Source organism: Enterobacter sp. FW301-JW81 (assembly GCF_058788735.1).
The window spans coordinates 294,622-321,323 of record NZ_JBYTBA010000003.1 but is presented as its reverse complement, the minus strand read 5'-3'; the positions used below and the strand labels follow the sequence as shown (position 1 = coordinate 321,323).

Here is a 26,702-nt window from a genome sequence, read left to right as displayed (position 1 = left end):
TATTCCCGCCTAAGTCAATTCTTCAGAATGCTATTTCGAAAAAGCCCCGTCAGGTGGTCTGGTAACGATCGATGGAGCAATATTAATAGTCTCTACCTATCCATTGTGAGGGTTATGAAATAAAAAAACGATCAAAGTCATAAAGTTAGCGAATTCGTTACCGATAACAGCGATCGTCTGAGAAATAATCACATCGATGGAGAAAATATGTTCCTACATGACGTAAAGATCGGCACGAAATTATTTCTGGCGTTTGGGTTCTTTATTGTCCTGATGGCGATCAGCGCAAGCTTGTCTTTGCTGAGTCTGAATCGGGCAAATAATGGGATGCAGTCCATTATTACCAGTGACTATCCAACCACGGTAAAAGCGAACCAGTTAATCGATAACTTCCAGGAATTTATTAGCACTCAACAGCTGATGCTGCTGGACGACCAGGGCACTTATACCGGGCAATCTCAGCAGCACCTGAAAGAGATCAGCGAGCACATCACGGTGATCCTGGGCGAGCTGAACAACGCGCTGCAGGATCAAAAATCTCAGCAGGTGCTGACGGAAATCCGCAGCGTGCGCCAGCAGTATCTGGACTCGCGCTACCGCATTTTGCAGGCGGTGCAGAACAACAATCGTGCGGGCGCTATTCAGGAGATGATGACCACGACCCTCGCCGTGCAGCAGGCTTACAAAGCGAAGGTGAAGGAGTTGATCGCCATTCAAAACAGCGAGATGCAGAGTGCAGGCGCGCAGGTGGAAGGGGATTTCAGGTCTAACCGCCTGCTGCTGATCCTGATCACCCTCTTTAGCGTCGCGGTCGGCAGCCTGATTGGCTGGTTCATCGTGCGTTCTATCACCCGCCCGCTCGGCGAGGCGGTGCATTTTGCAAAAGCGATTTCAGAGGGCGACCTGACGGGCAGCATCACGCCGCACGGCAAAGACGAAACGGGCCTGCTGCTGCATGCGCTGATGGAGATGAAGACGCGTCTGCTGGACATTGTGCAGCAGGTACAAACCGGCTCGGAGAATATCTCCAGCGCAGCCGCGCAGATTGTCGCCGGGAACCAGGATCTGGCCGCGCGCACGGAAGAGCAGGCAAGCTCCGTTGAACAGACCGCCGCCTCGATGGAGCAGATCACCGCGACGGTGAAAAACACGGCCTCGCACACCGGGGAAGCGACCAACCTCTCGGCAGATGCCGCCACGGTGGTCAAAAACAACGGCGAGATGATGAAGCAGGTGACCAGCAAAATGCGCCTGATTAACGAGACGTCGAACCGGATGTCCGACATTATCGACCTGATCGACGCCATTGCTTTCCAGACCAACATTCTGGCGCTGAACGCGGCGGTGGAAGCGGCGCGCGCCGGGGAGCACGGTCGCGGCTTTGCGGTGGTAGCCGGTGAGGTGCGTCAGCTTGCCCAGAAGAGCGCGTCGTCGGCCAGCGAAATCCGCGAGCTGATTGAAAGCTCAACCAGCCAGACCCAGGACGGGATGAACCTGGTCGAGAAAGCGAGCGCGCTGATCAACGGGATGGTGGGCAACGTGGAGGAGATGGATGTGATCCTGCGCGAGATCCGCCAGGCCAGCCATGAGCAGACGGAGGGGATCTCCCAGATCAACAGCGCGATTGGCCTGATTGATGCCACCACCCAGCAAAACTCCGCGCTGGTGGAGGAGTCCGTGGCGGCGGCGGCCTCGCTTAACGAACAGGCGATGCACCTGAAAGAGCTGGTACGCGTCTTCCGCGTGAGCGAGCACGCACCGGCTTAATCCAGCTGGGAGATCTCCAGCGCCGCGCGGTCAATCACCCCGACGATTTGCCTGAGCTGCGCGTCGCTGAGCTCTCCCTGATTCACCTTCAGGTCTAACACCGCTTTGAAGTTATCCAGCGCCCGCTTCATCTGCGGGTTTTTGCGCAGCTGAAAGCCGACGGAACGCGCTTTGATACGCGCCCGTATGTGCTCAAGCTGCTCCTGGTTTTCATCCAGCCACTGCTGGCCCGCAGCGGTAATCGTAAATCGCTTACGCCCGCTCTCTTCTTCCGTAATAGCGATAAACGTCTGATCCTGAAGATAATCCAGGGTCGGATAGATCACCCCAGGACTGGGAGTGTAATTCCCCTGCGTCAGGTTCTCTATCTCTTTGATCAGCTCATAGCCGTGGCTCGCGCTGCGGGTCAGGATGTCCAGAATCACCAGCCGCAGGTCGCCGTGGCCAAAAAAGCGCGGTCGGCGCCCGCCGCCGTCGTGTTCGTGTCGCATAATATGCCCTTCAATTTGATATATCTAAACTATATCTAAGATATATTCAGATGCAATCTAAAAGATCTTGCATTTTTTCTTATTAGTAATCATTATCATTTGAAAATTGATTTAGATATATCGTATTCACCAGAGAAGGGGCTAAAAATGGCATCTACCCGTTACCCACAGCGCGTTCGTAATGACCTGCGTTTTCGCGAGCTGACGGTGCTTCGCGTTGAGCGCGCCAGCGCGGGTTTCCAGCGCATTGTTTTAGGCGGCGAGGCGCTGGAGGGCTTTAGCTCCCGCGGTTTCGACGACCACACCAAAGTCTTTTTCCCGGCGCCCGGGGCAACGTTTGTGCCGCCGGTGGTTACCGATGAAGGCATCGACTGGGGCGACGGCGTGCGTCCGCAGGCGCGCGACTATACGCCGCTGTACGATGAGGCCCGTCATGAGCTGGTGCTCGATTTCTTCGTTCATGACGGCGGCATTGCCAGCTGCTGGGCGGTTGAGGCGAAAGTGGGCGACAGGCTGACCATCGGCGGCCCGCGCGGTTCGCTGGTTGTGCCGGAAGATTACGCCTGGCAGCTGTACGTGTGTGATGAATCCGGCATGCCCGCGCTGCGCCGACGCTTAGAGGGCATTGCTAAGCTGCCGGTTCGCCCGGAGGTTCATGCGGTAGTGACGGTTGGAGACGCGTCTTATAAAGAGTATCTGGCGCACCTGAGCGCGTTCGACATCACCTGGGTGGTGGGCCACAGCGAGCAGGCGGTAGCTGACCATCTGGCGGCGCTCAGCGTCCCGGCGGAGGACTACTTCATCTGGCTGACCGGGGAAGGGAAGGTGGTGAAAACGCTGAGCCGTCAGTTTGAAACTGACGCGATTGACCCCCAGCTGGTGCGTGCCAGCGCATACTGGCACGCCAAGTAGTCACGCGGCGGAATCCAGCTGCGCTTCGTTCACCTGATGTTCGAGCGAGGCGCGGACCTCGTGCAGCGCTTTCTCCTGCTGAGCGAAGTACGCTTCCATATTGCTCAGCGACGAGACCAGAAGCCAGGACTCCTCTTTCTCCAGCTCCGCCAGCTCGTTCACTAAAATGTCGATCTGCTCGCGCACCTGCGCCATCTTTTTGCGGATACGTTCCAGATCGTTCAGCCTGTCGCTGGCCATCAGCGGCTCGAAGCCCTGCTGCAGTCGGGCCACCAGAGAGCGAATGGATTTAACGTCGCCGCGCTGCTTCGCCTGGTTGAGCTGCACCATCATCGCGTTGGCTTCTTCTTTCAGGTCGTCTGCCACCAGGTCAGGGTGGCAGAGCTTGCTCGCTTGCCGCCAGAGACGCTTCAGTTCGTTCCGATCTTCTTCCGAGAGATCTTTGCCCTTGCGCAGCCGCACTTCGGCATCGTGATGCTGCTCGCGATATTTTTCGTACTCTTCGTTGGCCTCGTCGCGCGCCTGGCGCGCGGGCTCCTCTTCGCGCGTTAAGCCGCTCTCCAGCTCCAGCGCCTCGGCCAGCAGGTTGGCAATCAGATCGCTTTGCTGCTCCAGATGCTTGCGCGCCTCGGCGGCCTGCACGGAATCCGCAGGCAGATCGCGCCAGCGCTGGGTGAGCGTTGCCAGCACCTCAACCGCCTGCGCCATGTAGCGCTGGCAGCGGCGATAATCTTCCTCGCGACGACGCGCCTCCGCCTGCTGACGCCGCAGGTTCAGCTCCGCCAGGGTTTTACGCAGGGCGAGGATCTGCTGCATCAGGGGACCCAGGCGGGAGAAATAGATATCGTTGAACTCGTCAAGCTGCTGCACCCGCGCGTTGCGGCGGTCTATCAGATCGCGCAGGCGCTCTTCCAGCGCCTTCAGCTCCAGCTTGCTGGCAGCCACCTGCGGGTCGCGCCACGGGGTAACCGCGCGCTGGCCCTGCAGCCAGGCGACGATAGCCGCCATCGCCGCGGTGTAGTTCTTCTCCTCAAGCGCCACGACGATCGCCTGTAGCTCATCGTCAAACGCTTCATTTTTCAGGCGTGTCAGCTGGCTGTGGATGATGTCGTCATCTTCCAGCTCAATGGCATTTTTAATGATTTCTAGCCGTTTGATCGGTGTGCTCATGATGCCTTTCGCTTTGGCGCTTAAGTATTTGAGTTAAGGATAGTTGTGGTCAACGCTACAGGAAATAATACACACGGATGATGATCGGCGCGATGGGGGATTTCTTTAATATTGCTTCGTATTTATCCCTGCAAAAATCTGAAAATGCGCCAGAAGTATCCTTATTTTCTTTATTGATATTTACACTATTTACTTTTTGAAATAAGTTGCTCGTTTTTTAACAGTCAAGTTTGAAAGCGGACTTTGAGCGGAGAGTAAATAGTGTTAGGGAAAACATCAGCACGCACGCTGCTGACAGCCATCGTGTTACTGGTGCCAGGCATCGCACTCGCCGCCCCGTTGTCGCCGGCCGACCGCAATACCATTCAGCAGCAACAGCAGCAGCTGCTGGATGAAAATCAGCGCCAGCGTGAAGAACTGGAGCGCAGCGTGGTGTTACCGCGTCCGGCTCAGCCCGACAGTACCGCGACCCCACAAGGCCCCTGTTTTGCTATCTCGCGCATCGAACTGACGGGTGCCAGCCTTCTCTCTCCGTTAGCTAAAGAACGGCTGGTTGCGCCGTGGCTGAATCAGTGCCTTGATATTGCCCGTTTAAATACCCTGACTAACGCCGTGTCTGACTGGTACATCAGCCGGGGCTATATCACCAGCCGTGCGTTTTTGACCGAACAGGATCTCTCCGGTGGTGTTCTCCAGCTCGCGGTTCTGGAAGGTAAGCTCCAGCAAATACGCCTTGAAGGTGTTCCGGCGCGCACCCTGAACATGACCTTCCCCGGGCTCGAAGGAAAAATTCTGAACCTGCGCGATATCGAACAGGGAATGGAGCAGCTCAATCGCGTGCGCCAGACGCCGGTTGAAATAGAAATCTTGCCCGGCGACAGGCAGGGCTACTCGATCGTTAATCTGACGGCTACGCCAGAATTCCCGCTCAGCGGAACAGTGAGTTTCGATAACAGCGGACAAAAGAGTACGGGGACCGGGCAGCTCAATGGCGCGGTGTACGGCAATAACCTGCTGGGTCTGGCGGATAAGTGGTTTGTCAGCGGCGGGCGCAGCAGCGATTTTTCGAATAGCCATGATGCGCAGAATTTTGCCGCCGGGGTCAGCGTACCTTACGGCTACGGCTTGCTGGACTATAGCTACAGCTGGAGCAATTACCTCAGTACCATCGACAATAACGGTTATCTCTGGCGTTCGACGGGGGATACCGAGACGCACCGCCTGACGGGCTCCTGGGTGCTGTTCCGCAATGGCGATATCAAAACCGGCGTGTCGGCGGGTCTCACGCACCGTATCAACCATAACTATCTCGACGATGTTCTGCTGGCCACCAGCAGCCGCAAGCTCTCCAGTTTCTCGCTGGGCCTTAACCACACGCAAAAAATCGCCTCCGGCGTGGCGACCCTGAACCCGACCTTTACTCAGGGGGTACCGTGGTTTGGCGCAGAAGATGATAACGACAAGCATGGCGATGTGCCGAAAGCAGAGTTTCGCAAATGGAGCGTAAACGGCAGCTTTCAGCGCCCCGTTGCGGACAGGCTGTGGTGGCTGACCAGCGTCTACTTTCAGTGGTCGCCGGACCGGCTGTACGGCAGCGAGCGGCTGACGCTGGGTGGCGAAGCCTCCGTGCGCGGCTTTAAGGAGCAGTACATCTCCGGCGATAAAGGCGGCTACTGGCGAAATGAGCTGAATTATTCGCTCTTTACGCTGCCGTGGGTAGGGGATGTCGGCCTGCTGGCGGCAATCGATGGCGGCTGGCTGAAGAAGGACGGTTTCGACCGTTACTCCTCCGGCACGCTGTGGGGTGCTGCACTGGGTCTTACGACGGCTCATCGTAACTACTCAAGCCAGTTTACCGTTGGCACACCGATGGCGTACCCGGACTGGCTGGGGCCGGACCACCTCACGATTTATTACCGCGTATCAGTGGCTTTCTAAGGGACAGGGATGATGAAACAGGATCAGGTTCGTTTTTCGCAGCGCGCGCTGAGCGCGTTACTGAGCGTGCTGCTGACGACGCAGCCGCTGCTGCCCGCGATGGCAGCAACCCTCACCCCGTCCGGCAATACGCAGATGGACAAGGCGGCCAACGGCGTGCCGGTGGTGAACATCGCCACGCCGAATCAATCCGGTATTTCCCATAACAAGTACAACGATTACAACGTCGGGAAAGAGGGGCTGATCCTCAATAACGCGACCGGGCAGCTCAACCAGACCCAGCTGGGCGGGATTATTCAGAACAACCCCAACCTGAAAGCCGGGCAGGAAGCCAAAGGCATCATCAACGAAGTCACCGGGACTAACCGCTCGAATTTACAGGGCTATACCGAAGTCGCGGGCAAGGCGGCTAACGTCATTGTGGCGAACCCCTACGGCATCACCTGTAACGGCTGCGGGTTTATCAATACGCCGAATGTGACGCTCACCACGGGTAAACCGGTGCTCGATGCCAGCGGTAAGCTGCAGTCGCTTGATGTGACCAAAGGCGCCGTCACCATCGAGGGCGCGGGGCTGAATGGTAGCCAAAGCGATGCGGTGTCGATCATTTCCCGCGCGACCGAGATCAATGCGCAACTGCATGCGAAAGATTTACGTCTGGTTACCGGGGCGAACCGCGTCGCGGCGGATGGTAGCGTCAGCGCGTTAAAAGGTGAAGGCGAAGCCCCGAAGGTGGCGGTAGACACCGGCGCGCTGGGTGGCATGTACGCCAACCGCATTCGTCTGGTCTCCAGTGAGGCGGGTGTGGGCGTAAACCTGGGCAACCTTAACGCGCGTCAGGGGGATATTGCGCTCAACAGCGCGGGAAAAGTGGTGCTGAAAAATTCCCTTGCCAGCGGCAGCACCACGGTCAGCGCGGCGGACGTGACGTTACGCGGCGACCATAAAGCGGGTGGCAGTTTAACCGTCTCCGGTCAGAGCGCTCTGACGCTTGACCAGGCCCGCATCGCCGCCGATGAAAACCTGCAGTTAACAACCGGCGGCACGCTGACGCAGAACGGCGGTGCGTTCACGGCCGCAAACGACGCGACGCTTGCGGCAAAAAGCGTTATCCAGAGTGCCGATGCCCAGGCGGGTGCCGGTCGTCACCTTGCCGTGAACGGTGCGGAAAACGCGGTGCTTAATGGCGCTGTCGTCGCGGGCCAGCAGCTGTCGGTTGAGGCTGGCGAGCTGGTACAGCGCGGAAATCTCAGTGCCTCAGCGATTGCGCTCAGCGGTCAGACGCTGACTCAGGAGAGCAGCAGCACCACCAATGCCAGCGGGAATATCACGCTCACCACGTCCGGCCACAGCCAGCTGAACGGCAGCAATGTCGCCGGACGATCCCTCGCCGTCAGCGCGGGCAGCCTCACTCACCAGGGCACGCTTGCAGCCGCTGCGGATACCCGGATTACCGCCGGGACATTCAGCAATACCGGCACCGTTCAGGGCAACAGCCTGACCGTCTCGGGGACCGATATCACCAGCTCCGGCACGCTGAACAGTGCCTCGACGCTGGATATCCGCGCACGCAACGTCACTCTTTCCGGCGACACCGGCGCAAAAGGCAAAACCACCGTTATCGCGAGCGGTAACCTGAACAACAGCGGCAGTCTTATCAGCGATGACGCGCTGACGCTGAACGCGGCGCAGATCGTCAACAGCGGTACGCTTTCTGGTGCCCGGGGGCTCACGACCTCTGCGCAGACGTTCACCGCCAGCGAAAAGTCAGTCACCCACAGCGACGGGGATCTGCTGCTTAACAATACCGTGACCACGCTTGCCGGTGAAACCAGCGCGGGTGGCGCCATTACTCTGCACGGAAACAGCCTCAACACTACGGCCACGGCACAGACGCAGGGCAACAGCATCAGCGTGGACGTGCTCAATGCAAAGCTTGAAGGAACGCAGGCTGCCAAAGGCAGCCTGATTCTGAAGGCGGATAACAGCCTCAACCACGCGGGAAAATCATCGGCTTCAGGGCTTAAGGTTGAAACCGGTCATCTCAGCAACAGCGGGACGCTGACGGCCTCCTCGCTCGCGATCGACAGCCCTGACGTCATTAACAGTGGCCTGATCCACGCCGAAACGACGCTTTCACTGGTCACCCGTCTGCTGGATAACCGTAGCAGCGGGGTGCTGTACAGTCCGGCCGCGCTGTCACTCTCACTCGCTGAACTGAAAAACGCCGGCATTATCACCAGCGATGCCGCGCTTTCCCTGTCTGGCTCAACCCTGACCAACGGCGGCGAGCTGAGCGGCGCCTCACTTCTTGTTGATTACGACTCGCTGAATAACAGCGCGGGGGGACTGCTGCTGGCTCACGGGGCAAACCGCATCACGGCGCAGTCGGTGTCCAGCGTGGGCAGCATCGTGGGGAAGACGCTGACGCTGAATGCCGATCGCCTCGAAAGTGCCGGTCTGTTACAGGGCGATAGCGCACTGTCTCTGACCGCCGGAATGCTGGATTTACTGGCAGGCTCCCGCACGCTCACGGGTGGGGCGCTCAGCCTTTCAGGAACCGCGCTGACCACCGCAGGCCAGCTACAGGGAGAGAACGTCAGCCTCCGCGGGCGTGACTGGATTAACCGCGGAAGTTCACTTGCGACCGGCTCACTGGACGCCTCAACCATCGGTACGCTCAGCAATACCGGCGAACTGATGAGTCAGGGCGACATCACGCTGAATGCCATCAATACCGTGAATAACGGCAGCCTGCTGTCGGCGGGCGATCTCTTGCTCACGGGAAATACGCTGCGCAACAACGGCACGGTTCAGGGGAACCGCGTCACCGCGCATCAGGACAGCATCACGAACAGCGGAACGCTGACCGGGATTGCCGCCCTGACGCTCGCTGCCCGCCTTGAGATGGCGGCGCCGTTACTGACGCTGGTGAATGACGCGTCGGGATCGTTGCTGACCGCAGCCGACCTGTCCGTGACGGGCGGCGATCTGCGAAATACAGGGCAATGGCAGGGGAAACGGGTACTTATTAATGCGCAGGCGCTTACGAACGGCGGTGCGATCCAGGCAGAAAATTTACTGGATGCGCAAATCGACAGCACCCTTATCGGCACTACGGGAAGCAAAATCACCTCAAATGGTGAGCTGGCGCTCTCAGCACTGACGCTGGCAAACAGCGGGCAGTGGATTGCGAAGCACCTCACGCTGAAGGGGAAGACGCTGACCAACAGCGGTGAAATCACCGGCGTTGAGGCGCTGTCGGTTGCCATGAATCAGGAGCTGAACAATCTGGCCGGTGGAAAACTGCTCAGTGCAGGCGCGCTGGCGCTTGATACGGGCAATGCGACCAACGCCGGGCAAATCCAGGGGAAAACGACCTCGGTTACGACAGGGCAGCTGATCAACAGCGGACGGCTTCAGGGGGAAGGGCTAACGCTGAATACGGCCGGGGCACTGAGCAATACCGCCAGCGGCGTGCTGCTGAGTGAGAACGCGCTGTCGGCGTCGGCTGCCACGCTGAATAATCAGGGAACGATACAGGGCGGTGGAGAATCTACGGTAAAAGCCACCACCCGCGTGCAGAATGACGGCAAAGTGCTCTCTGGCGGCAGCCTCACGCTGACCGCGCCGGAGCTGGAGAACAGCAGCAGCGGGCTGGTTCAGGCGGTGAGGTTGCTGCTGGATGCGGTGAACGCCGTGAATAATGGGCGGATACTTGCGACCGACAACGCCGAGCTACGGGGAACGACTCTCACCAACGACGGCACGCTGCAGGGTGCAGACCTGCTGGTTAACTATCAAAAACTGAATAACCGCGGTACGGCACTCGGCACCGCTTCGCTTACGGTGAAGGGCGATGCGATGACCAATGCCACCAGCGGCAGGTTGTTCAGCGCGGGTAATCTCACGCTTAAAAGCGGCACGCTGAACAACGCGGGTCAGATTGTGGCGCTGGGGGATGTCACGCTTCATCTGTTAAGTGCGCTGGAGTTCAGTGGAACGCTGGCCGCCAGCAACACCCTGTCTCTCACCGCTGAGGGTGATATCACCAATAATGGCACGCTACAGGGAAACAGCCTCGTTCTGAGCGCCGGTGGGGCGTTAACCAACAACGGTCAGTTCACCGCAGGTAAGGGTGACAGCACGTTCAGCGCGCAACGTATTTTGCTCAATACAGCCGGTAGCCTCTCTGCAGGCGGCGACGTGGCGTTTAACAGCCTGAGCGACATTACCGTAAATGGTTTTACCGGTACGGCAGGCAGCCTGACGATGAATACTGCGGGCACCTTGCTCAATACCGCACTGATTTATGCCGCGAATAATATGCAGCTTTTCGCTGACCGTATGCATAACGTCTACGGCGATATTCTGGCAGGGAATAGCCTGTGGATGCAGAAAAATGCGGCGGGTGCGGCGAGCAGCGAGATCATAAACCGTTCTGGAACCATCGAAACGACAAAAGGTGATATCACAATAAAGACATCACATTTGTTGAATGAAGCCGACGGTCTGGCGGTGAGTAAACATGAACAGGAATATCCAGACGCTATCCCCGACGGGGGAAAATATTCCAACGGCTTATACACAGGCAATAAGACGCCTGATATTGAAATAAGTCTTGAGGAGTGGAAAAACAATGGCAGCAACGTTGAGTACGAAATGTATGAACGATGCGCCGGTAGTGGAGCTAATGGTAGTGGCCAGTGTTCAGATCACATTCGCTACCGTCTTGCCGGAGAGGACATCCGTCAATTTCTGCTAAGTGAATCTGTTGTGTCTGTTACTGCTAATGGATCAGGTGCAAGAATCGCAGCTGGACGAGACATTTCGATTAGTGCTGGAGAACTGGATAACAGAGCCAGCCAGATAATAGCTGGTCGTAACGCCATACTTTCTGGCGATAAACTGAATAATATGTCTGCGGAAGGGGGCAGACGTATCACATACGTCCAGGCAGAATACCGTTGTGAATGGTTTTATGATGATTGTGGCAGTAATGACTGGAGTCCACTGTCAGGTTACGGTGATACCTGGTACTGGTGGGATGAAGAACAACGCCAATATCGAAGCTGGGTACCCTATATTTTAGGCGACCGCAAAACTGAATTTGAATCAGATGGCGGGGTGTATCGTTCCGTCATTAGTGCTGGCGGCAATGTCTCCGCCACCTTCACTACCGACATCAGCAACACGCTCGTCACCGCGAACACGGACGGCTTTAGCAATACGATTGCTGCCCCAACGCTGACCCCACTCAGCAACCATTCCATCGCCAACGGCGAGCAGGCGCAGTCTCTTGTCGAAACCGATACGCAGGACATCGCCACGCCGCAATGGCGTGATGCGTTAAGCGACGCCCTGAAAGATATTTCCGGTGGTTCATCACTTTCCGACCAAAACGGCAGCAGCGGAAACTATCCACTGCCGTCCGGCAACAACGGCTATTTTGTCCCGTCAACCGATCCCGATAGCCCGTATCTGATTACGGTGAACCCGAAGCTTGATGGCCTCGGCAATATGGACGACAGCCTGTTTGACGGACTGTATGACCTGCTCGGCATAAAACCCGGCAATGCGCCGCGTGAAACCAACAGTGCGTATACCGATCGGAACCAGTTCCTTGGCTCGGCGTATTTCCTGGACAGGCTCGGCCTGAACCCGGACCGCGACTACCGGTTCCTCGGCGACGCGGCGTTTGATACCCGTTACGTTAGCAACGCCATTCTCAACCAGACCGGCAGCCGCTATATCAACGGCATCGGTTCCGATCTCGATCAGATGCGCTACCTGATGGACAGCGCCGCAGAGCAGCAGAAAACGCTGGGGCTGAAATTCGGCGTGGCGCTCACGGCGGCTCAGGTTGCCGCGCTTGACCACAGCCTGCTGTGGTGGGAAGCGGCGACCCTCAACGGCCAAACGGTGATGATCCCGAAAGTCTACCTTTCACCGAAGGACGTCACCGTTCACAGCGGCAGCGTGATTAGCGGTGATAACGTCCAGCTGGCGGGCGGTAACGTCATCAACAGCGGCAGTACGATCGCGGCGCAGAATGGCCTTACAATCGACAGCAGCAACAGCCTGAGCAATCTCAACGCCGGGCTGTTGAGCGCAGGCGGTGGGCTGAACCTGAGCGCGCTGGGGGACATCAACAACATCGGTTCCACCATCAGCGGTAAAACGGTAGGGCTGGAGAGCGTCACCGGCAGCATTAACAACGTTACCCGCGCGCAGCAGTGGAATGTCGACGCGGGCAATGTGCGTTTTAGCGGCACGGACGTGGGCGGGACGGCCTCCATCACCGCCACCGACGGGCTGACGATGCGCGCCGGACAGGATATCAACGTGACCGGCGCAAACGTGTCGGCGGGCGGCAGCCTGGCCATGGCGGCGGGGAATGACATCAACATCACCGCCAACGAGATGGCGACGAGCGAGGGACGTTCCGGTCGCAACCGCGCGACAACGGAGACGGCGTCGGTCACGCATCAGGGCAGTACCCTGAGTGCGGGCGGCGATCTCACCCTACAGGCGGGTAACGACGTGAACGCCCGTGCGGCAGCGATGGCCGCAGAAGGGGATGTGGGGATTCAGGCCGGGCGGGATGTGAATCTGCTGGCGGAAGCGTCAACGGAACGCTCCAGCAGCCAGGCGAAGAAAAAAACCGCCATCGATGAATCTGTTCGTCAGCAGGGAACGGAGATTGCCAGCGGCGGCAATACGGCGATCGTCGCCGGGCGAGACGTGACCGCGCAGGCGGCAGAGGTCACTGCTCAGGGCGATATCGGCGTGGCGGCAGGGCGCGACGTGAACCTGACGACGGCAACGGAGAGCGATTACCGCTACCGCGAGAAAACCAAAACCAGCAGCGGGTTCCTGAGTAAAAAGACCACCCACACTATCGAGGAAGACAGCGCGACGCGGGAGAAAGGCTCGCTGCTGAGCGGCGACAACGTGACGGTGTCGGCAGGGAACAACCTGCTGGTGAAAGGTTCTGCGGTTGCCGGAGACGGCGACGTGGCCCTGTCTGCAGGCAATAACGTGGACATCGTGGCGGCGACCAACACCGACACCTCATGGCGCTTCAAGGAGACCAAAAAGTCCGGCCTGATGGGCACGGGCGGCATCGGCTTCACCATCGGCAGCAGCAAAACCACCCACGACCTTCGCGAGCAGGGCACGACCCAGAGCGAGAGCTTCAGCACCGTCGGATCAACGGGCGGTAACGTCAGCATTACGGCAGGCAAACAGGCGCATATCGGCGGGGCGGATATCATCGCGCAGAAGGATATCAACCTCACCGGCGACAGCGTGGTGATTGAGCCGGGGCATGACAAACGCACCCGCGATGAGACGTTTGAGCAGAAGAGCAGCGGGCTGACGGTGGCACTGTCCGGGGCGGCGGGTAGCGCGGTGAACAATGCGGTCACCACCGCACGCGACGCGAAAGACGAGAGCGATGACCGCCTTGCGGCGCTGAAAGCCACCAAAGCGGCACTGTCAGGCGTACAGGCGTCGCAGGGCGCGGAAATGGCGCAGATTAACGGCGATCCCAACAGCGGTATAGGCGTAAGCGTTTCGCTCTCCTCGCAGAAATCGAAATCCGAGCAGCACATGCAGAGTGACACGGTTGCGGGCAGTACGCTGAATGCGGGGAATAATCTGTCCATCACCGCGACCGGGAAAGGGAAAGGCGATAACAGCGGCGACATTCTTATCGGTGGCAGCCAGCTGAAGGCGGGCGGCGACACCGCGCTTGTCGCAGCGAACGACATTGTGCTGGGCGGTGCGGCCAGCACGCAGCAGACGACCGGCAAGAACAGCAGCAGCGGTGGCGGCGCAGGCGTCAGCATTGGTGGCGGGAAGAGCGGTTACGGCATCGGCGTGTTTGCGAACGTGAATGCTTCGAAAGGCAGTGAAAAGGGAGACGGTACGGCGTGGACGGAAACAACGCTCGACAGCGGCGGGACGGTCTCCATGACCAGCGGTCGGGACGCCATTCTGAACGGCGCGCAGATGAGTGGCGATAAAATCGTTGCGGATATTGGGCGTGACCTGTGGATGAGCAGCCAACAGGACAGCAACGATTATAAATCAACGCAGAACAGCGCGGCGGCAGGCGGCAGCTTCTCTTTCGGCAGCATGACGGGGTCCGGCTACATCAGTGCCAGCCAGGACAAAATGAAGAGCACGTATGACTCGGTGCAGGAGCAGACAGGGCTCTTCGCGGGTGAAGACGGCTTTGATGTGACGGTGGGACGCCACACGCAGCTTGACGGTGCGGTGATTGCCTCGACGGCGACGGCGGACAAAAACAGTCTCGATACGGGAACGCTGGGCTTCCGTGATATCCACAACGAGGCGGATTATAAGGTCAGCCACAGCGGCATCAGCCTGAGCGGCGGCGGTGACTTTGGCGGTGATGCATTCAAGGGCAACCTGCCGGGTGGCGTGGTATCGGTAGCGGGCAGCAGCGGTCATGCGGAAGGCACGACGCAGGCGGCAGTGGGTGAGGGTAATATCACCGTCCGGGATACCGCGAACCAGCAGCAGGATGTGGCTAACCTGAGCCGGGATACGGAGCATGCGAACGACAGCATCAGCCCGATATTTGACAAGGAGAAGGAGCAGCGGCGGCTTGCGCAGGTGAGCGCCATCAGCGATATCGGCGGACAGGTGGCCGACATCGCCCGAACGCAGGGCGAGCTGAATGCGCTGAAGGAAGCGCGTAAGACGCACCCTGACCTGACGGTTGAGCAACTGAAAGAGACGCCGGAGTACCGGGATGAGCAGGCGAAGTTTGGTACGGGCAGCACCATTCAGCGTGGCATTCAGGCGGCAACGGCGGCGCTTCAGGGGCTGGCAAGTGGAGACCTGACGGCGGCACTGGCGGGGGCGTCGGCGCCGGAACTGGCAAATTATATCGGCCACGGTATGGGCATCGACGACAACGCGGCGGCGAAAGCCATTGCTCACGCCATACTGGGTGGTACGGTTGCAGCGTTGCAGGGCAACAGTGCGGCGGCGGGTGCTGCGGGCGCGGTCACGGGGGAGCTTGCGGCGAACGCGATAATGGCGTCGCTGTACCCGGGCAAAGCGGTGAGTGACCTGAGTGAGGAGCAGAAGCAGACGGTCAGCACGCTGGCGACGATATCGGCGGGGATGGCCGGAGGAATAGCGGGAGACAGAACGTCATCGGCTGCTGCGGGGGCGCAGGCCGGGAAATCGGCGGCGGAGTCAAATTCGCTTGCACTGGTTGCCAGAGGCTGCGCGGTTGCAGCACCGTGCCGGACGAAGGTTGCAGAGCAGTTGCTAGAAATCGGTGTCAAGGCCGGTATTACCGGAGCCGTGGCGAAAACACTTGCCGACAAACTGACCGCTGATGAACTGGATCATCTTGTTACCTTGGAAATGATGGGCAATGATGAGATCACCAGTAAGTATCTCAGCTCGCTTCAGGATAAGTACGGTTCCGGGAGTGCTTCGAATCCGAATATTGGCAAGGATCTGACGGATGGTGAGAAAGCTGAACTGGGCGGTGCGGGGTCGGGGACTCCGGGAGGCTGGGAGCCGCAGGATGAGGATAATGCGCGGAGCGCTGAATCTCAGCCAAATAAATCCGATGTCGGTAATATATCTTCCCTACCTATCGAAGAACAGATAGGTATATTGAGGGATGCGGCAAAAGGGAATAAAGGTAATTTTGGTTTAGGTCAGGCGACAGCTAAGGACGCTAACGCATTGGGTGAAGCATGGGTAGGGCCAGGGTATCGAGTATCCAGTGATGGTACCGCATGGGTCAGTTCTGATGGATTGAGAGTTTATCGCCCGCCTTCTACTAAACCAAATAGCCCTCATGCCACGACGGGGGTTCAGGCCAATTTTGAACAAAAACTGACGCCAACGGGGAGACCTATCAGCAATGGACATCTGGATATAACTAAATGAATATTGAATTGAAAGGGCTGAGATCGCTGGAACTGGAGGATAGTTTAATCAACTATTGGCCAACCGATCCTGTCAACTTTGGTTGTTGGATCAGGCTAATGATCGGACCTAATGATCAAAACGGTGCTGAAGCTTTTGATATGTTGGTATGTACGCCAATTTGGCTTCAAAACGAGCTGGTATTAAATAAGGTTTTGTCTGGTAAAGGAATGATCATTGTCGAAGAATATGATTATGATGAGATCCTTTCTTATGTAGAGAAAAAGATCATTGCCTGCAATGATAGCGATTGGTCAAAAGCTGCCATCAAATTAAGTCGATTCAGTTACTGGGAATATGAAGATTATCAACCTTAAGTAGTAGAGATCCCGGCCACCGAGCCGGGATCTTACTTTTATCGGTCAGGAAAAATGCCCGTTACCTCGTTTGTACACCGGCAGATCGCCGGTATCGTTCAACGCTCCCGGAAACTCTTTGATCCACTGGTTCATCTTCTTCTTGTTGAAGTGGGCGACGCTTAAACCCTCGGCGCAGCCCCATAGTTCGCGGCTGTTCTGAGTAGTGATGACAATGCAGTTGCGCATCACCCGGATTTTGCTCGGCATCCCGTCAGTAAACCCGGCCTGTGAAACCCACTTGCCCTAGAGCGGGATGTAGTTGCGTTGTGCGCGATCGTAAAACTCGCAGCAGGATGTGGCCAGCCTGAGCCGGGACACAGAGCACGCAAACGACAGCATCAGCCCGATATTTGACAAGGAGAAGGAGCAGCAACGGCTTGCGCAGGTGAGCGCCATCAGCGATATCGGCGGACAGGTGGCTGACATCGCCAGAACGCAGGGCGAGCTGAATGCGCTGGAGGAAGCGCGTAAGACGCACCCTGACCTGACGGTTGAGCAGCTGAAAGAGACGCCGGAGTACCGGGATGAGCAGGCGAAGTTTGGTACGGGCAGCACCATTCAGCGTGGCATTCAGGCGGCAACGGCGGCGCTTCAGGGGCTGGCGGGCGGAGATATTGCCGGCGCGCTGGCGGGGGCATCGGCACCAGAGCTGGCGCATCTGCTGAAATCGACGGAGGGCAATCCGGCGGTCAACACCATCGCGCACGCGATACTGGGAGGTGCGGTTGCGGCGCTGCAGGGGAACAGTGCAGCGGCGGGTGCGGCCGGTGCGGCTACGGGGGAGCTGGCAGCGCGCGCAATCATGGCGGCAATGTATCCGGGCAAAGCGGTCAGTGACCTGAGCGAGGAGCAGAAGCAGACGGTCAGCACGCTGGCGACGATATCGGCGGGGATGGCCGGAGGGATAGCGGGAGACAGCACGGCTTCAGCAGCTGCGGGGGCACAGGGCGGGAAGAATGCGGTTGAGAATAACTATCTGAGCGTGTCGGAGAAGACGGCGCTTGAGATAGCGAAACAAAAACTCAACAGTAACGACCCGGCTGAACGCGAAAAAGCACAGCAGACTATCAATGATCTACGTGAAAAAGATATAGCTAGTGATAAGAAGGTTATTGATGCCTGCAGTAACGGTGCGGCAGGGAGTGCGGCCTGTGCGAGTGCGCGGCTGGAGGTCATAGCGGCCAAAGGTGAATATGAAACAGGGCCGTATAACTCGAAGGTTAGCCAGCAATACGCAGATGCTTACGGGCAGATAGTGAACCTGCTGAATATCACCAGTGTTGATACGCAGAATCAACAGCAGGTGAAGGATGCTATGGTAAACTATGCAATGGTGCAGTTTGGTGTCGATAAGGTGACGGCGGAGAACTATGTCGAAACCTATGACGGGATGAAGACGGTGGCGGCATCAATGACGCCTTTGTTGGGGGCCGCCGCCGTCAGTAAGATCGATTCCATTGTGGTTAATTATTCAAAAGCCAATCAGTTATCGACAGGAACCGTTTTCGACTCAATCAAGGCAACACAGCCTGTGCATCCAGGATCTGTAATTCCTCAATCATTTGAAATGTCTTTACCAAATGGACAAAAAATATGGGTGCATGGTAATGCTACAGAACATATGGCTGAATATGCGACATCAAAAGCAGTGACACATACGCCTGAAGCAGTGCGTCTTGCCAGTCAAGAGGAATTGCGTAGTTTTCAAGCTGCTGTGAACACGGCAACTAAAACTAATATGCCATATGGAGAACGAATTACAGTTGATGGCTGGCAGCTAGAAATTAAGCCGCCTCGTGTTGATGGAGAATTGCCGACAATAATTCATGCACGTTATTTGGGGTCTCATTAAATGGATATAGAAATTACTAATCCTGTAAATATAAAGCTGGACGTTATTGAGCTTGATGAGCATGTTCCTTCCTTAAAGTTTAGCGTCTCAATTTCAGTTGAGAAGTTTGGTTATAAGGCTGAAGTTAATGCTCACTTCTGGATAGAGTGTCAGTGCTTTGACCAGTTTGTTAGCTGTATGAACTGTGGCGAACTTGCCATCCTCAAGGATATGAACGACGGTTTTAAGTTAGTTTTAAATCCAGTCGCTGGTGAGCTGAATTGGTCATGTATGAAGGAAGATATCAATGGTGGTATCTCCCTATCAAAAGGAAGTGAAAAGCTTGATGACGCTGCCAGGCAATCGATATTACGTGCTTTTAACGATTATCCTAAATGGTGGTAGTTTTTGTAGAGGTCCCGGGCACTGAGCAGGGACCTTTGACCTGTCAGTTCTTAATCCCTCTCTTCATGCACTACTAATGTCGGAGGGGGGCGGCTATCAGCTCTTTACCATTATTGGGAAAAGTGGATAACGGGGTGCAAAACCGCGTATTGAGGCATTGCGCCCGATTCAGTGAAATGTCCGGGAAAAAGTAGTTGTAACATACTGATATAGCACTATAAGTGTAGCTTCGGCGGCCTGCTTCACATCGGGTAAAGGTGTTGTTGATAATAACTCGCTTGCCGGAGACCAAGCCCTTGCAGCGGCGAAGCAGGCTGCTGAATCCCTGAAAAATCAGGTCAGGGAGAAGCGGGATGAATGAACAGCTTCGTCCATTGCGAACTTTGAGTATGTGAGTAATTTAGTACGATATATAACCAAATGCTATTTATAAGGCTGTTAAATATGAAAAAATCTATTTTTTTTATTATATGGATCATTTTAGCTTCATTTTTACTTACTAGCTGTCATTCCGTTTATAAGTCGTTACGCATTGAGCCTTTCGATTTTTACAGTACTAATATTAATTATATCGATCTTACACCAGAGTTGGCAGTAAAATATTCGAATTACCACAATACGTTGATTCGTATTGAGGACCCTCCTGAATATGCTAGGCTGGCTGCTGATTTAGGTAGTGGTATGGGATACCACGGTTATACCAGCAAAGCATTGTTGCCGGCGTGGGATGCTTTGTTCGAACGTTTTTTGGTCTGGCAATCTTCGCCTGGTGATGTCGAAACGGTAAGTGATGCTGTGGAAACTAAAAAGTATGGTGGTTATCTCAGTAAAGATGTGAGGTTTGTTAACGTAGAAGGGACAAAATATTTGGTATTTATTACTTACCATTCTCTGTCACCAGATGTTCTCATGGCTTATGACGAGGAAAACGTCAGGAAAATGAAGGCATTGTATAAGAGTTTGAGTACCACCCTCATGGAAAAATGACATAGCTTGCCGCGATAAATCCATAGGTGCAGGTGGTATGTCACAGTATGAAGATATGTCCGAAGCCAAAAAGTATGCCAGGGCAAAAAGTTGTTGCTGTGGAACTCCTCTCCAACAAAATAACTTATAAGACATTGATTTTACAAGATGATTTTTTGCGCTTTCGATAGTCAAAATTTTCTATTTTGAATGTGAAGTCGATCATGAAGACTTAGAGCTTGCATCGGTAAATGAAAAGTAGGTCAGTACTGTTTTTTATTACGTTTTTAGATGAATTCTTTAAACGGCTTGATTCTCCGGATTGATGAATAATTCAAAGCGTGGGTTGATATTACTTAGGAAATAGTAGTAATAGCGGTTCTGAGCACATACTCGAGAACCTTGTGGGATGAAGGCATTATGGTGCCTTCCTATTTTAATATAAAATTGTTTAAGGATAAATTAAATATGTCAAAAAAAATAATATTAAGCATTGCTGTAGTGTCAATGCTACTAACCTCATGCTCTGCATTCAACGGCGGTAGTGAACTTTTGTCTGACAAGAAAAACAGTGATTCTTTTATTAATTCAAAAGTAATAGACGGAGAAACAAAAGTCTCTTCTTTGTCCAGTATTATTGGGAAAAAAGATGAATTCCGGTCTACATTAAAGAAAACATTCCCTGATGGTAAGCTTTCGGTTGCTTCATATACAGGCTTTTTGAACGGTATGACCGGCACTTACGCACATAGAGTTCTTTCAGTTGTTTATGGTCCTGATAATGTTGTCATTAATCATGGTATCTTTGTAAAAGATTTGCACAATGCGAATAAATATAATCTTGATTATATCAGTGCTCGTAATTTGGCGTTTACAGAATTAGAAAAAGGTAGTGATAAAACGAAAGTTATTAATTTATTAGGTAATCCGGATGGCATGACCTTCACAGATGAGGGTGACCTTCTGCTTATCTATTCTAAAACAGATATTTCAAGAGATGCCTCATCTTATATTCCGGTAGTTAACATGATAAGCGGGACAGAGTCTGGCGTATCAGAAAGGCTCTATATTGAGATGAGTAAAGATGAGAAAGTAAAAAATGTTATTTCAGCTACTGTGCAAATTGTTCAGGGAAGAGGTATAGGTAATGCAGATAGTTATATTGAAAAATACGAAAACATTAAAAGTAAGTTCTAGATGGTGAGTTAATATCAAGTCGCAATCATAGGCGCTAATAGAGAATGGAGAATTAACCTTTCTTTATGAATTGAAATGCCTTATAGCCCAGTGAAGTATTGGCTGGGCTATAAGGCATCAGCCCGATGTGTGACAGGGAGAAGAGGTTGACGCGACAGCGATATCGGCGAGCAGATGGCAATCATCCCCAGAAATCAGGCTATAAAATTCCTAAAGTTTGTAATTTGCCAGCAACATCACCCTATCTTTCTTTATCCTGTTCTTGCTTATTTATCTTCCATGTTAAAATACCGAGAAAACAACATTGTTAAAGGATAAACGATGAGTATGAAGCTCTTCCTGTTTTGCGAAGATACAGGTTTCAGTAAAAAGGATTCTCCTTTGTGGGCGGACGTCTGCGATGCGCTTCATAAGCTCAGAACTCATACTGGAAGCATAAATATTGAAGATGTTGATAATCATAAAACGCTCAGCATACATTCAGATGGTATGCATTTCTTGCTCTCATTAATTGAGTGCGAGGACGATGAAACAAAAATAAACAGTATTCAAAAAACCTGTTTTTCGAGAGGAGTGAGCCCTGTTTTGCCTGTTTCCTGGAGTCGCTCTCATGACGCGACAAGTGATTTCGATTTTGTCACTGAGGTGTCCAGAACTTTTTTCATTACGGGGCAGGTTTAGTTTTTTTGCATAGAATACTACCTGGATATATCAGGTTTTTTAAGCCTTCGCGTATTTCTTTAAGTCATTATGAATAATGCACATTAGGTGGTTGTCATGTATTTGTTGAGACTGTAATACTGAATTATCCCATCATTCCCCATCCTCAAAATGCCGACAGGCCGGGTATTAAAGGCCACTTCCCTGCGCTCAGGGTGCTCGGCAATGTGCTTCCACAACCAATCCCTACGTAAAATTACCAGGTAAAACGCGTATTCATCCGAATAGTTTGCCCCTTCGGGACTGACTATGCTTCGTCTCACTGACTTTTTCCTGCCAACGGCGGACGACTGTTCGACGTGCGGAATATTTTTCAACGGAGTAGAGATGAATATGAAAGCTATTTTAGCCGCCCTGCCGATCGCAATGATTCCGGCCACTGTTCTGGCAGCAAATACCGAGGAAGGGTATTACGGTTCGGCAAAATATCTGCAGGTTGAACAGCGTGCGAAAGAGATGGATACCAGCGCGCGCCCGGGTGTCGGGCAGTTTGTGGGTGGTAAAGAGAAGGAGCACTTCGGCAGCGCGGCGATTGCAGCGGGCTACCAGTTTGGTAACGGCTGGCGTACCGAGGGTGAATATACCTTTAAGCAGAAGGCCGAATATACCAGCGGCTCCAGCACATTCGCTAATAGCTATAACCACCTGAAAACAGAAACTGAGCGCCTGATGGTCAACGTTTATCGTGACTATGAGCTGGGTTATGGCGTTTCCCTGTACGGGACGGCAGGCCTTGGCGTAAGCAAGATTAAAGCCGGCGGCTGGCAGGGTAACTCGGGCCGTGAATATGCCTCAACCACGCATAACAACCTGACCTACGCCTTAGGAGCCGGTGTGAGTTACACGGCAATTGAACGCCTGTATGTCGATCTGGGCTACCGCTATATCGATATGGGCAAGATCGAAAGCGGATATAACAACTTCACTAACGCGCGTGGTTTAAAAGACGAACAGATGAAAGCACATATCGTCTCTAATGAATTTACCCTTGGCATGCGTTATGTCTTTTAGCCTGTTGTAAGCGTCACTGCCTTAAAAACAGGGCCAACGCCGCAGGAATGCGGGGTTGGCTTTTTTATTGCGAGCATGCGGTTTTGATTACCCGCACGCCGTCAGCTCACCTCGCTGTAAATCCCCACCACGCGACCCACCGTTTTGATCTCGTCGATACCGCATTCAAAGGGAACCTTGCCCCCCGCCACGTGGAGCTTTTTACCCGGCAGCAGCGTTAAGTCGCGGATGCTGGTGGTGCCTTCAATCTCAACCAGCCACAGACCGTCGGTTAACGACGCCTCTTTCTCAATAAAGTGCAGCTTGCCCTCCGCCCTGACGGCGATGCCGCGCGCCAGCGGTTTGCTAAAGACAGCAGAATCGATACTCAAAGTAGTATTTTCTTCCAGTCTTCCATCACTAAGGGTGAACGCGGAAACCGAAACGGGATCGCCCGGCGCGGGGTTACCTTCAAACTGCGCGCCTTGTCCGGTCATCAGCCAGCGAAGGCTGGCGCCGGTGTCCAGCGCGCACTGAACCGCAAAGTCGTAAGAGATGGTACCGCGCGCGTAGCGGTTCTGAAGCGAGCTGGCGGCGATGTTGAAGTGCCGGGCCAGCTGGATTTTCTGCGTGAAACCATATACCTGACAGATTCTATCGAGTAACTCTTCATTATTCACTTGAGAATCTAAAATCAAAATATGTTCCTTTGAGTGTTTACTAATACTCATTTGGGTATTAATATCATTACAAATTCGGGCAATCAGCGGCAGACGTTGGCAAACAGAGGCTAATGATTGCAGACAGTATCAAAATGGGAATCATGCAGCATGGCTTCTGAAATCGCAATCCTCAAACGGCGGAAAAAGCCGTGCTGTGCCCGTTATCAGCGCATTAGCGTGCGTGAATTTACGCGAGGGGAGATATGGCGATTGAAGCTGCTCGTGCAAGGGTTCCACTTAGCGTGGGGGCTCGTCTTAGCGGGCTTAACCACGTCGCTGAACTGCGCGCCCGATACGGGAGCGATAGCGGAAAAGAGCTGGCGCGGTTTATGGCCGAGCTGCGCGATAAGCGCGATCCCTGTTTTGAGGAGAACAGCAGGGCGCTGGCCGCCATCTTTTTCCTGGCGAGATTGCCCGTCGCCCGTCACGAGTGCGATATCAGCGAGCTGACGACCGAGGAGAAAAGGGCGCTGATTACCGCCATGAACCATTTTCGTGCTGTTGTGAGTCTATTTCCTGAACGGCTGACCATGCCGGTGTAACCCAACCAAAAAACGAATGGCGTAAACCCGCCGGGCATTCTATTGCCTGAAATTAAGGAGAACGCGTGATGCGAAACAGTGAAAACCGCCCTTATCCGATTGGAAGTGAAGAACTGAAACGCCTGCTGAGGGAGGCAAAAACAGAGGAACGATGCGCGCGAGCCCGCGCGGTCTCCCTGCGCCTGGAGGCGCTGGCGAGCCATATCTTCAAAACCGGCATGAGCGGGGAAGACGTTGCCGAACTGCTGTGCCTCGAGGCGGCCCGCTACGAGCGCGAATCACAGGAGCTGCACTGATGGCTGATTTTATCGATCTTGCGCAGGCGCGCGAGCAGGAAGACAGAGAGCGGCACATAAATCACGCCCGCAGACGGCCCGCATCGCCTTCGCGTTTCCTCTGCGAGGACTGCGAGGCCCCGATACCTGAGGCGCGCCGCATGGCGGTGCCCGGCGTGGCCCTGTGCGTCACCTGCCAGGAGATCGCGGAGATGAAAAATAAACACGTCCGGGGAGGATGAGTTGGCTACGTCATTTGCTTATCCGTGGAACGCTCCGCGGTCGGCCATTGCCAGCCCCTACCTTACTCATGCCCAACTGCAGCGCCGCGATCGCCTTTTCGCGGCGCTGCAGCAGGCAAGAATTGCCCTCTCACGGCAGCCTGACTGCGTGCGCGTTGACGTCTGGCGCACGGTCGACGCCCTCGAACAGCGTCGGGGCAGCCCGCAGGCTAATGCCTTTTTGATCCGCTTCTGCAACAGGATGCTGCCCCGCCTGCGGCAGGTCTCTGAACGCTATGCCTGCGCGGGCCTGCACAGCGCGGTTTCCCGGGCCGTGTTTGACGGCCATTTCGACACCCGGCTTCTGCAATACCTTGCCTCGCGCATGGTCGAGCTGGTTGCCCGCTATAACCGACTTCCGGATATGTCCCGCGCGGATATCGACCTGCTGGCCGCCGATATCGCCAGCTTTATTCGCGGCGAGCTGGCGAATATTAACGATGCTGACATGGGCGAATACCAGACGCTGTTCGTCTGGTATCAGCGCGCCGGGCTGATCGCCCGGCAGTTCAACGTGCCGCCTCCGCACTGGGAGCGGGTGTCGAAGACGTTTTTCAACAAAGATGATGTTGCCGCGGCGGTGATCCGCATGTTTTCCGAGGCGTGGTGGCGCGGGCGCCTGCGCCGGATCGCGGCGGCCTGGCGCGAGCATTTGCAGATTGCCCTCGGCAACGTCAGCAAAAAGAGAACGGCGTATGCGAGCAAGCGCTGCGTGACCGAGTGGCGCGAGCAGAAGCGCCGCACCCGCGAATTTCTCAAGGGCATGGAGCTGGAAGATGAAGAGGGCAACCGCATCAGCCTGATTGAAAAATACGATACCTCGGTGGCCAACCCGGCCATACGTCGCTGTGAACTGATGACCCGCATTCGCGGGTTTGAAAATATCTGCCAGGCGCTGGGCTATGTGGGCGAGTTCTATACCTTAACCGCCCCCGCGCGGTATCACGCGACCATGAAGTCGGGCTACCCCAACGCGAAGTGGAACGGGGCCAGCCCGGCGGAGACGCAAAGCTACTTCACCCGGCTGTGGGCGCGCATCCGCGCAAAGCTGCACCGGGAGGGGCGCCGTATTTTTGGTATCCGCGTTGCGGAACCCCATCACGACGGTACGCCCCACTGGCACATGCTGATGTTTATGCGGCCGGAAGAGGTCGAATGCGTTCGACGGATTATGGGGGACTACGCGCGGGAGGAGGATGCCGCCGAGCTGCAGAGCGAAAGCGCCAGACAGGCGCGCTTTCACGCAGACGCCATCGATCCGCAGAAAGGCAGCGCTACCGGCTACATCGCCAAATACATCTCCAAGAATATCGACGGCTATGCGCTGGATGGCGAGACCGATAGCGAAAGCGGCGGGCTGCTGAAGGAGACGGCGTCCGCCGTGTCGGCCTGGGCGGGGCGCTGGCACATTCGCCAGTTTCAGTTTATCGGCGGGGCGCCGGTAACGGTCTACCGCGAGCTGCGCCGTCTGGCGGATACCGAGGCCGCGCGCGGTCTGAGCATCGAGTTTGCCGCCGTCCATGACGCTGCCGACGCCGGGGACTGGGCGGGTTACGTCACCGCGCAGGGCGGACCGTTTGTGCGTCGCGATGATTTACAGGTGCGCACGCTGTATGCCCCGCGCGCCGGGTTTAACCAGTACGGCGAGGAGACCGTCCGCATCCACGGCGTGTACGATTCCGCCGTCGGCGCGGGAAGCCCCATTTTAACCCGGCTCACCCAGTGGAAAATTGTGCCGAAGCGGGCCGTGGAAGATAAGACTGCGCCTCCTCGGAGTTCTGTCAATAACTGTACGGTGAGCGATCTCTCTCAACCTCTTAACCGGCGTGCGAGACGGGCGTTAACCGAACGCATCAAACGCATCCGGCCCGGCGCAGCGGCGCCCTTTGTCTACGAGCGGGATCCGCAGAACGGGGTTCCGGAGAGGGTGATTGACGAGATCCGGCTTGCCACCGGAATCGCCATCAGCCGGGGAGAGGCCCTGCATCTTATGGCGGGCGGCGTCAGCCGCTTTAACGACAAATGGTGCAGAGGCGCAGCTGACGGATCGCTCTTTCCGGCGGGGCGTTCTTATCAGGAAAAGGCGCGAAAAATCCTTGAACGTATTGGGCATTTAACGGAACTGCTCACCCAGCGGGTACGCTAATCT

17 protein-coding genes and 2 pseudogenes are annotated in these 26,702 nt (G+C 55.4%); 15 read left to right on the top strand and 4 right to left on the bottom strand.

The window, feature by feature from the left end:
• The first annotated feature begins 207 nt into the window (after positions 1-207).
• Positions 208-1,767, top strand: a complete 1,560-nt coding sequence (locus tag AC3WOK_RS12540) for a methyl-accepting chemotaxis protein (protein WP_063957160.1) — start codon at positions 208-210, stop codon at positions 1,765-1,767.
• Here the strand turns inward: AC3WOK_RS12540 and AC3WOK_RS12535 are convergent.
• Positions 1,764-2,258 carry a PadR family transcriptional regulator gene (locus AC3WOK_RS12535; protein ID WP_492354612.1) on the bottom strand — a complete coding sequence of 165 codons (495 nt, stop codon included), beginning with the start codon at positions 2,256-2,258 and terminating at the stop codon, positions 1,764-1,766. The two genes, AC3WOK_RS12540 and AC3WOK_RS12535, sit on opposite strands and share 4 nt — an antisense overlap.
• A 147-nt stretch (positions 2,259-2,405) precedes the next feature.
• Between AC3WOK_RS12535 and AC3WOK_RS12530 the strand changes: the two genes are divergently transcribed.
• A complete protein-coding gene (locus AC3WOK_RS12530) occupies positions 2,406-3,170 on the top strand; it encodes a siderophore-interacting protein (RefSeq protein WP_492354611.1) in 765 nt (254 codons plus the stop codon).
• Here AC3WOK_RS12530 and AC3WOK_RS12525 read toward each other — a convergent pair whose 3' ends face one another.
• Positions 3,171-4,340: a DNA repair protein gene (locus tag AC3WOK_RS12525; RefSeq protein WP_492354610.1), complete on the bottom strand. Its 1,170-nt coding sequence runs from the start codon at positions 4,338-4,340 to the stop codon at positions 3,171-3,173. It abuts the gene before it with no gap.
• 261 nt (positions 4,341-4,601) lie between these two features.
• On the opposite strand from AC3WOK_RS12525, the gene AC3WOK_RS12520 reads away from it, so the two are divergent.
• Genes AC3WOK_RS12520 through AC3WOK_RS12510 form a run of 3 tightly spaced genes read left to right on the top strand, consistent with a single transcriptional unit; the run spans position 4,602 to position 16,582 of the window.
• Positions 4,602-6,278, top strand: coding sequence for a ShlB/FhaC/HecB family hemolysin secretion/activation protein (locus AC3WOK_RS12520; protein WP_492354609.1), 1,677 nt, complete (start codon positions 4,602-4,604; stop codon positions 6,276-6,278).
• Between the two features lie 12 nt (positions 6,279-6,290).
• Complete coding sequence (locus AC3WOK_RS12515; protein ID WP_492354660.1) at positions 6,291-16,226, top strand: hemagglutinin repeat-containing protein; 9,936 nt, start codon at positions 6,291-6,293, stop codon at positions 16,224-16,226.
• Entirely contained in the window at positions 16,223-16,582 is a 360-nt protein-coding gene (locus tag AC3WOK_RS12510; RefSeq protein WP_429055908.1) for an immunity 8 family protein, read from the top strand. Before AC3WOK_RS12515 ends, AC3WOK_RS12510 begins: the two co-directional genes overlap by 4 nt.
• 45 nt (positions 16,583-16,627) lie before the next feature.
• Here AC3WOK_RS12510 and AC3WOK_RS12505 read toward each other — a convergent pair.
• Positions 16,628-16,855, bottom strand: a pseudogene (locus AC3WOK_RS12505) (SymE family type I addiction module toxin); the annotation flags it as partial.
• A gap of 49 nt (positions 16,856-16,904) precedes the next feature.
• Between AC3WOK_RS12505 and AC3WOK_RS12500 the strand changes: the two are divergent.
• From AC3WOK_RS12500 to AC3WOK_RS12475, 6 genes and pseudogenes are all read left to right on the top strand, one after another.
• A pseudogene (locus AC3WOK_RS12500) lies at positions 16,905-17,780 on the top strand (VENN motif pre-toxin domain-containing protein); the annotation flags it as partial.
• A 696-nt stretch (positions 17,781-18,476) separates the two neighbouring features.
• Positions 18,477-18,860, top strand: coding sequence for a hypothetical protein (locus AC3WOK_RS12495; protein WP_492354608.1), 384 nt, complete (start codon positions 18,477-18,479; stop codon positions 18,858-18,860).
• Between the two features lie 444 nt (positions 18,861-19,304).
• Positions 19,305-19,847 carry a hypothetical protein gene (locus AC3WOK_RS12490; protein WP_492354607.1) on the top strand — a complete coding sequence of 181 codons (543 nt, stop codon included), beginning with the start codon at positions 19,305-19,307 and terminating at the stop codon, positions 19,845-19,847.
• A gap of 447 nt (positions 19,848-20,294) precedes the next feature.
• Entirely contained in the window at positions 20,295-21,023 is a 729-nt protein-coding gene (locus AC3WOK_RS12485; RefSeq protein WP_492354606.1) for a hypothetical protein, read from the top strand.
• 321 nt (positions 21,024-21,344) lie between these two features.
• Positions 21,345-21,704, top strand: coding sequence for a DUF6911 family protein (locus tag AC3WOK_RS12480; protein WP_492354605.1), 360 nt, complete (start codon positions 21,345-21,347; stop codon positions 21,702-21,704).
• 366 nt (positions 21,705-22,070) lie between these two features.
• Positions 22,071-22,754: an outer membrane protein gene (locus AC3WOK_RS12475; RefSeq protein ID WP_492354604.1), complete on the top strand. Its 684-nt coding sequence runs from the start codon at positions 22,071-22,073 to the stop codon at positions 22,752-22,754.
• A gap of 101 nt (positions 22,755-22,855) precedes the next feature.
• On the opposite strand, the gene AC3WOK_RS12470 is transcribed toward AC3WOK_RS12475, so the two are convergent.
• Positions 22,856-23,431: a phage repressor protein CI gene (locus AC3WOK_RS12470; RefSeq protein WP_047347781.1), complete on the bottom strand. Its 576-nt coding sequence runs from the start codon at positions 23,429-23,431 to the stop codon at positions 22,856-22,858.
• 227 nt (positions 23,432-23,658) lie between these two features.
• Between AC3WOK_RS12470 and AC3WOK_RS12465 the strand changes: the two genes are divergently transcribed.
• From AC3WOK_RS12465 to AC3WOK_RS12450, 4 genes are all read left to right on the top strand, one after another.
• A complete protein-coding gene (locus tag AC3WOK_RS12465) occupies positions 23,659-23,997 on the top strand; it encodes a DUF5347 domain-containing protein (protein WP_059310548.1) in 339 nt (112 codons plus the stop codon).
• Positions 23,998-24,065: 68 nt separating this feature from the next.
• On the top strand, positions 24,066-24,293 hold the full coding sequence (locus AC3WOK_RS12460; protein WP_063957154.1) for a DUF2732 family protein: 228 nt from the start codon (positions 24,066-24,068) through the stop codon (positions 24,291-24,293).
• Positions 24,293-24,514, top strand: a complete 222-nt coding sequence (locus AC3WOK_RS12455) for a TraR/DksA family transcriptional regulator (protein ID WP_047347784.1) — start codon at positions 24,293-24,295, stop codon at positions 24,512-24,514. Before AC3WOK_RS12460 ends, AC3WOK_RS12455 begins: the two co-directional genes overlap by 1 nt.
• Position 24,515: 1 nt before the next feature.
• Entirely contained in the window at positions 24,516-26,699 is a 2,184-nt protein-coding gene (locus tag AC3WOK_RS12450) for a replication endonuclease (RefSeq protein ID WP_492354603.1), read from the top strand.
• The last annotated feature ends 3 nt before the right edge of the window (positions 26,700-26,702 follow it).